Genomic DNA, 14,458 nt, shown 5'->3' on the forward strand with positions numbered 1-14,458 from the left:
GCGGGGATCCAGACACGCGGGTTCTCCATGGAGCCGCGACGTCAGCGTTTATGGATCCTCACCCTCGCGCGGATGACGAGAGGGGGGGCGACGCCGGAACAACGCTCCGAGGCGAGCGGCCTGGATGACGGAGGGCGCGAGACAGTTCGAGGGGACCAGGAGCATGCCGCAGCCCCTAGCCGCACGCTGCCAAGACACTCCGCTCTCACCCCAGATCGGCGAGGGCCTTCTCGACATTGTCCATCGTGAACGGCTTGGCGAGCCGTGGCCGCTCGCGATGCTCTGGCGCGATCTCGTCGCCGCCGCCGCCGGTGGCGAAGACGAACGGGATGTCGCGCGCGGCGAGCGCGTCGGCGATGGCGAAGCTCTTCTCGCCGCCGCGCAGGTTGACGTCGAGGATCGCGGCGTCGAAGCCGCCCGCCTCCACCATCGGCAGAGCGGCCTCCACGCTGTCGGCGGTGCCGGCGTGGCCTTTCTCGAGCGCGTCGAGAAAATCCTCGAGCATCATCGCGATCAGGGGTTCGTCTTCGACCAAAAGCACGCGCATCGTCATGCCGCGTGCCATAGCGTGCTCGCGCGCGGGCGCAACAGATGGTTGGACCCGTTATGATCCGCCGCGGGCCTCCTGCGCCACCAGCACGTCGCGGGTCGCCTCGGCGAGCTGCTGGACTGAGAAGGGTTTGGGAAGGAAGGCGACGTTGTCGAGGTCGATCGAACGACGCAGCTGCTCCTCGGCATAGCCCGACATGAACAGGATCGGGATGTTCGGGTGCGCCTGGCGCAGCTGGCGCGCCAGCGTCGGCCCGTCCATCACCGGCATCATCACGTCGGAGATCACCAGCGTCGGCCGGTCGACCCCCTGCATCAGCTCCAGCGCCGCCTCGCCGTTCTCCGCGGCGAGCACGGTATAGCCCTGGCGCGCCAGCGCGCGCTCCGCCACCGCGCGGACCATGTCCTCGTCCTCGACCAGCAGGATCGTGCCGCTGCCCCACAGGTCGCCGGTGCGCTGGCGCGGCGCCGGCCTGCTCGCGGCGGGAGCCGTCCCCGCTTCCGCCGCGGCGGCGGCATAGACGGGCAGGTAGATGGTGAAGGTGGCACCCTGCCCCGGTTTGGAGTCGGCGAAGATGAAGCCTCCCGACTGTTTGACGATGCCGTAGACGGTGGAGAGCCCGAGTCCGGTGCCCTTGCCGACGTCCTTGGTGGTGAAGAAGGGCTCGAAGATCTTGGGCAAGACCTCGGGCGGAATGCCCGTGCCGGTGTCGGACACGTCGAGCGCGGTATAGTCACCGAGCGGCACGATGTCGCTGCCGCGTCGACGGATCTCGGCGATCGGTACCGAGCGCGTCTGGATCGTCAGCTTGCCGCCGGTGCCCTTGCTCAGCATCGCGTCGCGCGCGTTGACCGCTAGGTTGACGACGACCTGCTCGAGCTGCCCCGGATCGGCGCGGACCGGCCCGAGGTCGCGGCCATGCTTGACCTCCAACGTCACCGTCTCGCCCATCAGCCGGCGTAGCAGGTTCGAGACTTCAGACACGACGTCTGGCAGCTGGAGCACCTGCGGGCGCAGCGTCTGCTGGCGCGAGAAAGCGAGCAGCTGGCGCGTCAGGCTGGCGGCGCGGTTCGAGTTGGCGCGGATCTGCTGAATGTCGTCATAGTCGCTGTCACCGGGCGAGTGACGCATCAGCATCAGGTCGCAATGGCCGATGATCGCGGTGAGGATATTGTTGAAGTCGTGCGCGACGCCGCCGGCGAGCTGACCGACCGCCTGCATCTTGGTGGCCTGCGCCACCTCGCGCTTCAGCCGGTTCTCCTCGCCATTGTCCTTGAGGCTGAGCAGCACCGCGGCGTCGCCCAGCCCGCGCGCGGCGGCGATCGAGAGTGCGACCGGCTCGTCGGGATGGTCCTTGAGCCGCACCGCCAGGTCCATCGGCCGCCCGCCTCCGCTGGCGCGGCGGATCGCGTCCGCCACCGCGGCCTTGTCCTCGCGCACGACGAGGTCGCCGGGATAGGTCGGGGTCGCGCCGGGCTCGACGCTGGCGGCGCGCGCGAAGGCGCGGTTCATCTGAGTGAAGCGTCCCTCGCGATCGACCAGCGCGACGCCGAACGGCATCAGCATCAGCAGGCCCTCGAGGTCCTCCGCCGCGCCGCCGCCGGCGATGCCATTGTCGACGTCGACCATCGCCACCAGGATCGGCGCGTCGGGATCATCACCGAGCGGAATCTGGAGCAGCCGCAGCGGTGTCGCGCTCGCGCCCTCGGCGAGGAAGCGGACGGTGCCGCCGGGATCTTCGCTGAGGAAGCGCGCGAGGTCCTCGTCGACGATCGTTCCCTCGGGCGTGCCGGTGGCGCGCGTACGCAGCACCGCGTTGGCGGAGAGGACATGGCCGTTGGCGGTGATCAGCGCGGCCATCACGCCCGCGGCGCCGAGCTGCTGGCCAAGACCGCCGTCAATCGACTCGAGCAGCCGCGCCACCTGCCCGGTCGGCGCCGCCGCGCCGAGGAAGCGCCAGATCAGGAAGTCCTGTTGCTGCCCGGTGCGCGCGATCACCGCGTCGATCGCGCCCGCCGCGCCGCGCAGCGAAGCGCGCGCGGTGCCATCACGCCACGCCGCCCGGCCGGCCACCGCCAGCTGCCCGGCGCCGTCGCCCACCAACGGCAGCGCGGGCGGAGTCGGGAAGCCGCCGAAGAGCTGCTCGTAGCGATCGTTGGCGCAGACCAGTTTGCCGCCACGATCGGTGATGGCGACCGCGTCGTCACTCGACTCGGCGAGCGAGCGGACGAGTTCCCAGTCATGCTCGACCGCTGGCCCGACCGCCACCGGTGCGCGCAGCCGCATGGCCGCCACCGCGACGCCGGCGAGCACCAGCGCGGCGGCGACGAAGCCGCACGCCACCGCCATGTCGCCGATCAGCCACAGCACCAGCGCCGCGGCGAGCGCGCCGGCAAGCAGCGCGATGCCGAGCGCGCCGCGCTGGCCGCGCCACCAGCCGCGCGAGTCGAGCGAGGCGAGCGGGATCATCGTGCCGCGCTCACCCGATCGTCACGCGCTGGTCTGCGGTCAGGTCCAGCATCTCGTCCGGGTTCGCGCCGACCGCGTGACGCCGCGGCGCCATGTCACGCGCGGGGGAGCGCTTCGTTCGGAGGACCGGCGCGGACGGCCACACGGCCGCTGCACCACCTCGATCCCGCGGGAGGGGCGCCGCGGCGCGGCGGAGAGCGAGCGGCGACGTCGCGGCCGCGGCGGTCAAACGCATGTACGTGGCACCCTCTCGTCTGTCACAGTTGGGTTGCGCGCTCTCTTAACCACGCGGGCCACGTGGCGCCAGCGCCGTGGCACCCTCAGTGGCAGCCGCCATGGCGGCGATGCTCGTGGCGATGCCGCCACTTGCGCGCGATCCATAAGCGCCAGCCGAGCGCCGCCAGCGCGTAGCCGAACACAGCGGCGACCAGCGTCAGCACCAGCAGCCCGAGCACGAGCGGCGGCCCCGCGTCCCACAGCCACTGCAGCCAGCCCGTCGCCGCCTCCGCCACGGGCTGGGCCACCGCGGGCGCGTTGGCGCGCAGCAGCCAGGCGCCGATCTGATAGGCGGCGAACAGGATGAAGGGCGTGGTGAAGGGATTGGTGATGAAGGTCACCAGCGCAGCCACGGGCACGTTGGCACGAAATGGCAGCGCGATCAGCGCCGCGATCGCGATCTGCGCCACCGGGAAGAGGATTCCAGCGACCATGCCCAGCGCCACCCCGCGCGGCACCGAGCGGCGCGTGAAGCGCCACAGCTCGGGGGCGAGTACGCGATGCGCCACCGGGCGCAGCAGCCGGCTGCGCTCCATCGACTCGCGCGTCGGCAGGTTGCGACGGCTCCAGGCCGCGATGCGGTCCCACGCGGTCATCGGTCGCGCCGGCACTCAGCTATGCTCACGCAGCACGCGCCCAGCCTCGCGCTTCCACTCGCGCTCCTTGATGTGCTCGCGCTTGTCGTGCGCCTTGCGGCCCTTGGCGAGCGCGAGCTCGACCTTGGCGCGGCCCTTGCCGTTGAAATAGACGGTCAGCGGCACGAGCGTCATGCCCTCGCGCGCCACCGCGCCGTGCAGCTTGTTGATCTCGCGCTCGTGGAGCAGCAGCTTGCGCGGGCGCTTGGGCTCGTGATTGAAGCGGTTGCCGTGGCTGAACTCGGGTATGTTCGAGTTGACCAGCCAGACCTCGTCGCCCTTCACCTCGGCATAGCTCTCAGCGATCGATCCCTCGCCGAAGCGCAGGCTCTTCACCTCGGTGCCGCTGAGCACGATCCCGGCCTCATAGGTGGTGTCGATCGCATAGTCGAAGCGCGCGCGGCGGTTCTCGGCGACGATCTTCTTCTTGTCGAAGGTGGCGGGCTTGGGACGCGACATGCGCGCGATGTAGGCGCAGCCGCGCGCCAGGGCAAAGGGGGACGTGCGAGCCGATCGGAAGAGGTGGGACGATCGCTTTTTGCCGCCGACTGTTCGTGCCGCTTGCCGTCGCTATCCTCGCTGGACGTCGTCACCCCACTGGTATGTCATGCCATGTTTTCCGTCATCCCCGCGAAGGCGGGGATCCCTAAACGCTGACGTGGCGGCCCCGTCGGGGACCTGCGTGTCTGGACGCCCGCCTTCGCGGGGCTGACGGGAGAGGGGTGACTGATGACGTATCAGGTCGCCCGAGTAGGAAGGAGCGGGGACGATGAGAGAGGACGCCCCCTCGCGCGTCACAATCCCGCGTGCGCCAGCGCCGCGTCGATCGCCTGCCGGCTCGCCTCGCTCGGCCACGTCATCGGCAGCCGAAGCCCGGCGGGAAAGTCCGGCCGTACCCGAGTCATCGCGTACTTCACCGGTCCCGGCGACGCGTCGCTGAACAGAGCGACGTGGAGCGGGAACAGCCGGTCGTGCAGCACCAGCGCCGCCGCCGCGTTACCGGCCGCGCAGGCACGCTGGAAAGCCGCGCTGAGCCGCGGCGCGACGTTGGCGGTGACGGAGATGCACCCGACCCCGCCCGTCGCGTTATAGGCGAGCGCTAGGTCGTCGTTGCCCGACAGCTGGCAGAAGTTCGCCCCGAGCGCGGCGCGGTGCTGCGACACGCGCTGGAGCACGCCCGAGGCGTCCTTCACTGCGACGAACACGTGCGGGAAGGCGGTGACGATCCGCACCAGCGTATCGGGCAGGATGTCGGTCACGGTACGCGCTGGCACGTTGTAGAGCACGATCGGCAGCGGGGCGTCCTGCGCCAGCGCCTCGAAGTGGCGGAAGATGCCCTCCTGCGACGGCCGGTTGTAATAAGGCGGGACCATCAGCGCCGCGTCGGCACCCGCTTCCTTGGCGGCGCGTAGGTTGGCAGCGGCGACGCGGGTGTCGTTCGAGCCCGCGCCCGCGATCACCGGCACGCGCCCGCGCGCCTGGTCGACGCAGATTCGCACGATCGCGAACTGCTCCGCCTGGGTCAGCGTCGCCGCCTCGCCGGTGGTGCCGCAGGGGACGAGCGCGGACGAGCCCTCGGCGACCTGCCACTCGATCAGGTCGCGATAGGCGCTCTCGTCGAAGGCGCCGGCCGAGTCGAACGGGGTCACCAGAGCGGGGATGGAACCGGAGAACATGAGGTGAATTTGCTCCTGCGACCGATTGGGGGGCGCCGTTCAGCGCAGATACGGCTAGGGTCGCTAGTCTGTCCACCGGTCGCGTCGGTCAGAGAGTGAAGGCAGGTTCGTTGATCTTCGTCGTAGCAGCAGCAGGCGCCGCGGTTCTCGCGGCGAGTCAATATGGTAGCGTCTCGGTTCCGCAGGGTGCCCCGGCCCCCGCGCCGATCCCCAGCCCGGCGGCGCCGCTACCCGGCATGGCGCAGCCACTGGCGCAGTGGAAGGTGCTCCAGCAGACCGACGCTCTGCCGTTCGACAGCTATGTCAGCTTCCTCACCGCGCACCCCGGCTGGCCCGGTGAGGCGGCGATGCGGCGCACCGTGGAGCGCAAGGCGTCCGACCCGAACGTCACGCCCGCCAGCGTCGCGGCCTATTGCCGGCGCTGGGCGCCGCTGACCGCCGCCGGCTGGGTCGCCTGCGCGCGCGCGTACATAGCGACCGGCGCCAGCGCCCAGGCACAAGAGGCGGCGCGCACCGCCTGGCGGCTCGGCTCGCTCTCGGCGCAGGACGAGGCAACCGTGCTGGGCCAGTTCGGCTCCGCGCTCACCCCGGCCGACCACGACCGCCGCGTCGACGCGCTGCTGTGGCAGGGCAATAGCTCGGCGGCAGCACGCGTGCTGCCCTACACCAGCGCGTCGGCGCGGCCGCTGTTCACCGCGCGGCTCGCCTTCCGCAGCGACTCGCCCGAGGCCTCGTCGCTGGCGGCGAGCGGCGACTCAATCGGCGCGCGCGATCCGGGCTATATCGCGGACAAGGCGACGTGGCTGCGCAACGCGGGCGCCTCGCCCAGCGCGCGCTCGTGGCTGGCGCGCGCCCGCAACGGCATGGCGCTGCCGGGCAACGTCGAGAAATTCTACGAGGTGCTGCTGGTCAACGCGCGCGCCGCCGCGGCGGACGGGCAGTGGCAGACCGCCTATGACATCGCGCGCCAGATCGACGACGCCTATCCGCCGGGCACCGACGTCTCGACCAAAGGCTATGGAGAGCGCGACGATTACACCTCGCTGGCGTGGCTCGCCGGCCAGGCCGCGACCAGGCTCAACCGCCCGGCCGACGCGCGCGCGATGTTCGAGCGCTACGGCCGCGCCAGCCAGGCGCCGCAGACGCGTGCCAAGGGCTTCTACTGGGCGGCGCGCGCCGCCGAGAAGGCGCAGCAGCCCGACACCAATGCGCTGTTCGAGCGCGCCGCGGGCTATCGCGACCAATATTACGGCCAGCTCGCGATCGAGCATCTCGGGCGCCGCCTGACCGCCCCGCCCGCGCCGCCCTCGCCCGCGATCGACCCCGCCGCGCGCCAGGCCTTCTACGCGCGCGAGATCGTCCGCGCCGCGCAGTTCCTCGGCCAGACCGGCCAGTATCAGGACCAGACCGCCTTCGTGAAGCAGATCGCTGCGGTGGCGAAGGGCGACACCGACCATTATCTCGCCGATGAGCTGTCGCGCCAGCTGCGCCGCCCTGACCTGGGCGTGCTGGTCGGGCGCAGCGCGATGCAGAACGGGCTGACCGAATATAGCGCCAACGGCTTCCCCACCGTCGCGGTGCCGGGCGGCTATGAGGACCAGTGGACGATGATCCACGCGGTGGCGCGGCAGGAGAGCCAGTTCGACCGCACCGCGCGCAGCCCCGTCGGCGCCGCCGGGCTGATGCAGCTGATGCCCGCCACCGCGCGCGAGCAGGCGGGCAAGCTCGGGCTTTCCTACGACGCCGGGCGGCTGGTCGACGACACCGGCTACAACATCCAGCTCGGGTCGAGCTATTTCCAGCGCATCTTCGGCCTGTACGGCAGCTACCCGCTGGCGATCGCGGCCTATAACGCCGGGCCGGGCAACGTGAACAAGTGGCTGCGCGCGAACGGCGACCCGCGCACCGGGGCGGTCGACATGGTCGACTGGGTCGAGGCCATCCCCTATTCCGAGACGCGCAACTACGTGCAGCGCGTGCTCGAGAACGCGGTGGTGTACGACCTGATGAACCCGCCGCGCGCGCGCAGCCGCGGGCCCAACAACCTGAGTTGGTACCTGGGGCGCAGCCGCGGCGGCTGACCGCGGCGGCGGCGGTTCACTTCCGCTCGGCGGCGCTCCAGTCACGGGTGGCGGCGAACTCGCTGCCCTTGCTCCAGCTCGGCCAGACGCCCGGCCGCGCCAGCCGCGCGCCGACGTCGTGGAACAGGTCGACGTCCATCGCTGCGCCACGCAGGTCCCAGCCCGCGTCCCAGCTGTCGCAGGTCTTGTGGTAGCAGGCCATGTAATCGTCGAGCCACTTCTGCCCGGCGACCCGGCCGCCCTGTGTCAGGTCCGAGGCGCCGCCGAGCGCCATCAGCAGCAGCGCGGGCACGCCGCGCCGCACCGTCGAGAAATGGTCGGCGCGGTAAAACAGGCCGCGCTCGCTGAACGTCTCGGGCGTGATCGTCCGGCCCTGCGAACGCGCCGCCGCGACAAGCAGCGGGTCGAGGGTCGACTGGCCGGGCCCGACCAGCACCACGTCCTTCGCCGGTCCCGCGGTCTGAAGGATGTCGAGCGTCAAGTTCGCCGCGGTGGTGGCGAGCGGCATCGTCGGGTGCGCCGCGTAATATTCGGAGCCGAGCAGACCGCGCTCCTCGCCGGTCCACAAAGCGAAAACGAGCGAGCGCTCGGGCGCGGGCCCCGCCTTGAACAGCCGCGCTAGCTCGACCACGCCCGCGGTGCCGAGCGCATCGTCGTTGGCGCCGGGTCGGAGCGTTCGCCCGCTCGCGTCGGGCGGGCCGTCGCCGTAGGCGTCCCAGTGCGCCGCGAACAGCACCGACTCGCTCGGGCGGGTGCGGCCGGGGATCTTGGCCAGCACGTTGGCGCTGGTGACGCGCTCCACCTTCACCGTCGCGGCGGCGGAGAAGCTCGTGTTCATCGCGACCGGACGGAACGACGCCGAGCGCGCCTTCACCCGCAGCGCCGCGAGGTCGAGGCCGGCAGCGGCGAAGAGGCGCTCGGCGGCGTCATGCTCGATCCAGCCCTGGAGTGGCACGCGCGGATCGTCCGCGCCGCGGACGATGTCGTAGTTCTCGCCGTTCGAGGCGTTGACGGTCGACCAGGGATAGCCCGCGCCCGCGGTGTCATGGATGATCAGCGCGGCGGCGGCGCCCTGCCGCGCGGCCTCCTCGAACTTGTAGGTCCAGCGCCCGTAATAGGTCATCCGGCGATCGCCGAAGCGGCCCTTGGCGTCATCGCCCGGCTGCGCCCCGAAGTCGGGATCGTTGACGAGGAAGACCAGGGTCTTGCCGCGCAGGTCCATGCCCTTGAAATCGTCCCATCGCGCCTCGGGCGCGCGCACGCCATAGCCGACGAAGACGAGGGGCGAGTCGGTGATCGCGATCGACGCCGCGGGTCGCACGCTGGTCACCGCGACCTCCTTGCCCTGCGCCAGCGTCGCGTCGCCGACGCGCATCACGGCATCGGACGCCACGCGCGTATGGATCAGCGGCACCTGCTGGAGATACTGGCCGTCGGGCCCCGCGGGCGCGAGCCCGAGCGCCTTGAAGCGGGCGACGAGCCAGTCGAGCGTCCGCTTCTCGCCCGGTGTCCCCGGCGCGCGGCCGCCGAAATCGGGCGCGGCGAGCGTGCGGACGTCGTCAGAGAGCCGCTTCGGGTCGGCGTGGGGCGCGCCCTGCGCGAGCGCGGGTGCCGCGATCAGCGCGAGCGCGGCGAGCGGCATGAGGCGTCGGGTCAAAACGTCAGTCCTTCCAGCGTACGTAGACGTGGTTCTCGCGCCGATCGACGTCGATCGAGGGGATCGCGTCGACCAGGTCGGAGAGCCGCTTGTAACCATAATTGCGGACGTCGAAGCTCGAGCGATTGGCGGCGCGCTGCCCGAGCGCGGAGAGGCCGACGAAACCGTCCTTGTCGGGCTTGAGCGAGTCGTACGCGTCGTGGAGCAGGTGAAGAAGTTCGGGATCGTCGACCGTGCCCGCGGCGCGCGTGGCCGTCGCGTTGGCGGTGCCGATCGCGGGCGGTACCGACTGGTCGAACGGCACCTCGACGCGGCGCGCGCGCTTGGGCTTGGTCGTCTCGAGCAGCGCGTTGACGTCGATGAAGCGCGTGCAGGCGTTGCGGAATCCCTCGGGCGTGTTGCTGTTGCCGAAGCCGTAGACGTCGAGCCCATCCTGCCGGATCCGCGTGGCGAGCGGCATGAAGTCGCTGTCCGACGACATGATCCCGAAGGCGTCGACGCGGCCGCGGTGAAGCAGGTCCATCGCGTCGATCGTCATCTTCATGTCGGTCGCGTTCTTGCCGCGCGTGAGATCGAATTGCTGCTGCGGCTCGATGCCGTGCTTGACGGTCATGTCGCGCCAGCCCTTGAGCGCCTCCTTGACCCAGTTGCCGTAGACCCGGCGGACGTTGACGCTGCCGAACTCCGCGAGCGCGGTCAGCACCGGGTCGAGCGCGTGCCAGGACGCGTTGTCGGCGTCGATCAGCAGCGCGATGTTGCGGGTGGGGAGGTCGTCAGCGGGCATGCCGCTGCATCGGCGGTGACGCGACGCAGGTCAACGTTTATGAGGAGCTTGCAGCTAGTCGGTTGAGATCGCGCGCAGTGCGTGCGTAACCCCAACGCTCGTGGCGGCCATGCGCGAGCGGAACAGCCCGGGCCGTCGCCGGCCCAGTCTGCCCCACATCCGCCTCACCCTCTGTCGCTGCGATAGGCCACGCCCGCGTCGATATCGTCCTGCTTGGTCGCGCGCACGCTGCCGTCGGGATCGTCGACCTGGCCGAGATCGGCTGCGCTGCCGACCTCGCGTGCGAGCGCGCCACCGCCGCTGCTCGGCACTGCCTCCCCGCCGGGGATCATGCCCTCGATCACGTCCTTGTCGTCATGGTCGCGCGCGCTCTCGGTGCGCGGGTTCTCGCTCGCCATCGTCTGTCTCCTTCTCGGGAGATCAACGGCTTAGCTCGCACCAGCGTTCCTCAGCCGGTCGGGTAGGAGATCGTGACGATCTCGTAATCGCGCTCGCCCGCGGGCAGGTGGACGCGGCGCAGGTCGCCGACCGCGGCGCCGCGCAGCGCGCGGGCGAGCGGCGCGTTCCAGCCGACCCGTCCCGCGCCGGCGTCCGCCTCGTCGTCGCCGACGAGCGTGAGCACGCGCTCCCTGTCGTCGTCGTCGACGAGGGTGACGGTGGCACCGAACCAGACGCGCGCGCGGTCGGGCTGCTGCGCCGGATCGACCACCTTGGCGGCCTTCATCCGCTTCGACAGCCAACCGAGCCGCCGGTCGATCTCGCGCAGTCGCTTGCGGCCGTAGATATAGTCGCCGTTCTCGGAGCGGTCGCCGTTGCCCGCGGCCCAGGCGATCGTCTCGACCAGCGCGGGACGCTCGGTGGCGAACAGCTGGTCGTACTCGGCGCGCAGCGCGGCATAGCCCGCGGGGGTGATGTAATTGGGTCGGTCCATCCGTGCAGCGCTAGGCCAGCCGGGGCAGCGAGGGGAAGCGATTAGCGTGGCGAAGAGGCGGCGGCGCGGGCACGATCGCTCGCGCGCGCCGCCCCCGCCCTGCCCTCAGCGGGTCAGCTTCTTGTACGCGAGCCGCGTCGGGCGGTCGGCGGCGTCGCCCATGCGGCGGCGCTTGTCTTCCTCGTAGCTCTCGTAATTGCCCTCGAACCACTCGACATGGCTGTCGCCCTCGAACGCGAGGATGTGCGTGCACAGGCGATCGAGGAAGAAGCGATCGTGGCTGATCACCACCGCGCAGCCGGCGAAGGTCTCCAGCGCCTCCTCGAGCGCGCGCAGCGTCTCGACGTCGAGATCGTTGGTCGGCTCGTCGAGCAGCAGGACGTTGCCGCCCTCCTTGAGCATCTTGGCCATGTGAACGCGGTTGCGCTCACCGCCCGAGAGTTGGCCCACCTTCTTCTGCTGGTCCGGCCCGCGGAAGTTGAACGCGCCGACATAGGCACGCGTGCCCAGTTCCTGCTTGCCGAAGCGGAACACCTCCAGCTCGTCCGAGATCTCCTGCCAGACGTTCTTGTTGGGATCGAGGTCGTCGCGGCTCTGGTCGACATAGCCGAGCTTCACGGTCGAGCCGACCTCGATCGTCCCCGCGTCGGGCTGTTCCTGGCCGGTGATCAGCTTGAACAGCGTCGACTTGCCCGCGCCGTTCGGCCCGATCACGCCGACGATCCCGCCCGGCGGGAGCATGAAGTCGAGGTTCTCGAACAGCAGTTTGTCGCCATAGGACTTGGTCAGCCCCTTGGCCTCGATCACCTTTCCGCCGAGCCGCTCGGGCAGCTGGATCAGGATCTGCGCCTTGCCGGCGACGCGGTTCTCCTGCTTCGCCATCAGCTCGTCGAACGCGCGGATACGCGCCTTGCTCTTGGTCTGGCGGGCCTTGGGGGTCTGGCGCATCCAGGCAAGCTCGTCGGCGATCGCCTTCTGCTTGCCCGCCTCCTCGCGCTCCTCCTGCTCGAGCCGCTTGGCCTTCTTCTCGAGGTAGCCCGAGTAGTTGCTCTCATAGGTGTAGTAGCGCCCGCGATCGAGCTCGAGCACCCAGTTGACGACATTGTCGAGGAAATAGCGATCGTGGGTGACGAGGATGACGTTGCCCGCATATTCCTTGAGGAAGTTCTCGAGCCACGACACGCTCTCGGCGTCGAGATGGTTGGTCGGCTCGTCGAGCAGCAGGATGTCGGGCTTCTCCAGCAGCAGCCGGCACAATGCGACGCGGCGGCGCTCGCCGCCCGACAGCTTGGTGACGTCGGCGTCGCCCGGCGGGCAGCGCAGCGCCTCCATCGCCACCTCGAGCTGATTGTCGAGCGTCCAGCCGTCGACCGCGTCGATCTTGCCCTGGAGCTCGCCCATCTCCTCCATCAGCGCGTCGAAGTCGGTGTCGTCCTTGGGATCGCCCATCTCGGCCGAGATCGCGTTGAAGCGATCGACCAGGTCCGCGATCGGGCGCACGCCGTCCTTGACGTTGCCGATCACGTCCTTGCTGGGATCGAGCTGCGGCTCCTGCGCGAGATAGCCGACGCGCACGCCCTCCGCCGCCCAGGCCTCGCCCGTGAAGTCCGGGTCCATCCCGGCCATGATCTTCATCAGCGTCGACTTGCCGGCGCCGTTGGGACCGATGATCGCGATCTTCGCCGAGGGGATGAACTGCAGGTGGATGTTGTTGAGAACGGGCTTGTTCGCGCCCGGGAAGGTCTTGGTCAGACCCTTCATGACATAGGTGTACTGGACGGCCATCTGGCGCGCTGCTCCATGGGCTGGGTGCGACGGGAAATCGGTGGCGCGCATGTAAGCGCGCGCGGGCGCGTTGGCAAACCGGCAAGCTTTGGTTACGCCGCGGCGCATGAACCGCTCCCCGCACCGGATCGCCGCGCTCGCCTCCAGCGCCCTCGCCGCCCTCGTCGCACTCGCCGCGCCGGCCGTCGCCCAGCACGCGGTGCCGCGCGCGCCCGCGGCGGTGGCGCCCGAGGTGGCGGCGCTGCGCGACGCCGCGTTGAAGGACGAGCTCGCCTATGAGCTGGTCGAGGGGCTCACCACCGAGATCGGCCAGCGCCTCGCCGCCACCGACGCCGAGGCGCGCGCGCGCGACTGGGCGGTGAAGAAGCTGACCGCGCTGGGCTTCAGCAACGTCCGCGCCGAGCCCTTCACCATGCCGCTGTGGCTGCGCGGCGAGGAGGAAGCCGAGATCGTCGCGCCCTTCCCGCAGAAACTGAAACTGGTGGCGCTCGGCCACTCCGCCGCGACTCCGCCCAAGGGGATCACCGCCGAGCTGGTCGTGTTCCCGACGTACGGCGATCTCGTCGCCGCGCCGGCGGGCTCGCTCAGGGGCAAGATCGCCTATGTCGGCAACAGCATGCAGCCGACGCAGGACGGCTCGGGCTACGGCGCCAACGGCGTCGCGCGCTTCAACGGCCCCGGCGTGGCGGCGAGCAAGGGCGCGGCGGCGATCGTCATCCGCTCGATCGGCACCGACACGCACCGCCTGCCGCATACCGGCACGACCGACTTCCCCGAAGGCGTGAAGCCGATCCCCGCCGCCGCGCTGTCGGTGCCCGACGCCACGCTGATCGAGCGCATGGCCCAGCGCGGCCAGCCGATCCGGATGCACCTGCTGCTCACCCCGCGCTCGCCCGGGCCGAGCCAGTCGGGCAACGTCATCGCGGAGGTGCCCGGCACCGACCCGAGGGCGGGCGTGGTGCTGGTCGGCGGCCATCTCGACAGCTGGGACCTCGCCACCGGCGCGATCGACGATGCCAGCGGTGTGGCGATCACCGCCGCCGCGGCCAAGCGCATCCTCGACAGCGGCCATCGCCCGCGGCGCACGATCCGCGTCGTCTGGTTCGGCGCGGAGGAGGTCGGCGGGCTCGGCGGCGCGGCCTATGCCGAGCGCCACGGCAAGGAGCGCCACGCGATAGCGGCGGAGAGCGACTTCGGCGCCGACCGCGTGTGGCGTTTCGAGACGATGCTGCCGGAGACCGCCACGGCGGTCGGCGACCGGCTCGCCAGCGCGCTCGCGCCGCTCGGCATCGTGCGCGGCGCCGGCAAGGCGGGCGACGGCACCGACATCGCCGCGACGATCGCGACGGGCGTCGCGGGGGTCGACCTCAACCAGTCGGGGCTGCGCTATTTCGACACGCATCACACGCCCGACGACACGCTCGAGCGAGTCGACCCCGAGCAGCTGCGGCAGAATGTCGCGGCCTGGACGACGATGCTCGCGGTCGTCGCCGACGCGCCGGAGGAGATCGGGCCGGTACCGCGGTCGTGAGCGCGAGCGGCGGCGGGCGTCACCGTTCGTCGCAACCTTTCGGAGAGATGAATTTTGCTTATTGACCCCCCGCGGCGGTAGGG

Annotated in this window: 12 protein-coding genes; 2 read left to right on the forward strand and 10 right to left on the reverse strand. The window is 70.6% G+C overall.

Annotated elements, in window-relative coordinates:
- Positions 1-205: 205 nt before the first annotated feature.
- From KZ820_RS14100 to dapA, 5 genes are all read right to left on the reverse strand, one after another.
- A complete protein-coding gene (locus KZ820_RS14100) occupies positions 206-565 on the reverse strand; it encodes a response regulator (protein WP_258048210.1) in 360 nt (119 codons plus the stop codon).
- 39 nt (positions 566-604) lie between these two features.
- The gene (locus KZ820_RS14105; RefSeq protein WP_219749262.1) at positions 605-3,019 is read right to left on the reverse strand and encodes a response regulator; all 2,415 of its coding nucleotides are present in this window, start codon (positions 3,017-3,019) and stop codon (positions 605-607) included.
- Positions 3,020-3,339: 320 nt separating this feature from the next.
- On the reverse strand, positions 3,340-3,891 hold the full coding sequence (locus KZ820_RS14110; protein WP_219749263.1) for a DUF2062 domain-containing protein: 552 nt from the start codon (positions 3,889-3,891) through the stop codon (positions 3,340-3,342).
- Positions 3,892-3,906: 15 nt separating this feature from the next.
- Positions 3,907-4,389 (reverse strand): SsrA-binding protein SmpB, encoded by a 483-nt coding sequence (smpB, locus tag KZ820_RS14115; RefSeq protein ID WP_183943250.1) that lies wholly within the window; start codon positions 4,387-4,389, stop codon positions 3,907-3,909.
- 335 nt (positions 4,390-4,724) lie between these two features.
- Positions 4,725-5,606 carry a 4-hydroxy-tetrahydrodipicolinate synthase gene (dapA, locus tag KZ820_RS14120; RefSeq protein ID WP_219749264.1) on the reverse strand — a complete coding sequence of 294 codons (882 nt, stop codon included), beginning with the start codon at positions 5,604-5,606 and terminating at the stop codon, positions 4,725-4,727.
- A 236-nt stretch (positions 5,607-5,842) separates the two neighbouring features.
- Between dapA and KZ820_RS14125 the strand changes: the two genes are divergently transcribed.
- Positions 5,843-7,687: a lytic transglycosylase domain-containing protein gene (locus tag KZ820_RS14125; protein WP_219749469.1), complete on the forward strand. Its 1,845-nt coding sequence runs from the start codon at positions 5,843-5,845 to the stop codon at positions 7,685-7,687.
- A 16-nt stretch (positions 7,688-7,703) separates the two neighbouring features.
- Here KZ820_RS14125 and KZ820_RS14130 read toward each other — a convergent pair whose 3' ends face one another.
- The 5 genes from KZ820_RS14130 to ettA all read right to left on the reverse strand — a co-directional run bounded on the left by KZ820_RS14130 (position 7,704) and on the right by ettA (position 12,844).
- Positions 7,704-9,329 carry a M28 family peptidase gene (locus KZ820_RS14130; protein WP_219749470.1) on the reverse strand — a complete coding sequence of 542 codons (1,626 nt, stop codon included), beginning with the start codon at positions 9,327-9,329 and terminating at the stop codon, positions 7,704-7,706.
- Positions 9,330-9,348: 19 nt separating this feature from the next.
- The gene (locus KZ820_RS14135; RefSeq protein ID WP_219749265.1) at positions 9,349-10,128 is read right to left on the reverse strand and encodes an NYN domain-containing protein; all 780 of its coding nucleotides are present in this window, start codon (positions 10,126-10,128) and stop codon (positions 9,349-9,351) included.
- A 164-nt stretch (positions 10,129-10,292) separates the two neighbouring features.
- Positions 10,293-10,526: a hypothetical protein gene (locus KZ820_RS14140; protein ID WP_219749266.1), complete on the reverse strand. Its 234-nt coding sequence runs from the start codon at positions 10,524-10,526 to the stop codon at positions 10,293-10,295.
- 50 nt (positions 10,527-10,576) lie between these two features.
- Positions 10,577-11,059: a transcription elongation factor GreB gene (gene greB / locus KZ820_RS14145; protein WP_219749267.1), complete on the reverse strand. Its 483-nt coding sequence runs from the start codon at positions 11,057-11,059 to the stop codon at positions 10,577-10,579.
- Positions 11,060-11,164: 105 nt separating this feature from the next.
- Positions 11,165-12,844, reverse strand: coding sequence for an energy-dependent translational throttle protein EttA (gene ettA, locus KZ820_RS14150; protein ID WP_132907922.1), 1,680 nt, complete (start codon positions 12,842-12,844; stop codon positions 11,165-11,167).
- Between the two features lie 106 nt (positions 12,845-12,950).
- On the opposite strand from ettA, the gene KZ820_RS14155 reads away from it, so the two are divergent.
- Complete coding sequence (locus tag KZ820_RS14155; protein WP_219749268.1) at positions 12,951-14,375, forward strand: M20/M25/M40 family metallo-hydrolase; 1,425 nt, start codon at positions 12,951-12,953, stop codon at positions 14,373-14,375.
- The last annotated feature ends 83 nt before the right edge of the window (positions 14,376-14,458 follow it).

The organism is Sphingomonas citri, from assembly GCF_019429485.1.
Classification (GTDB): Bacteria; Pseudomonadota; Alphaproteobacteria; order Sphingomonadales; family Sphingomonadaceae; genus Sphingomonas; species Sphingomonas citri.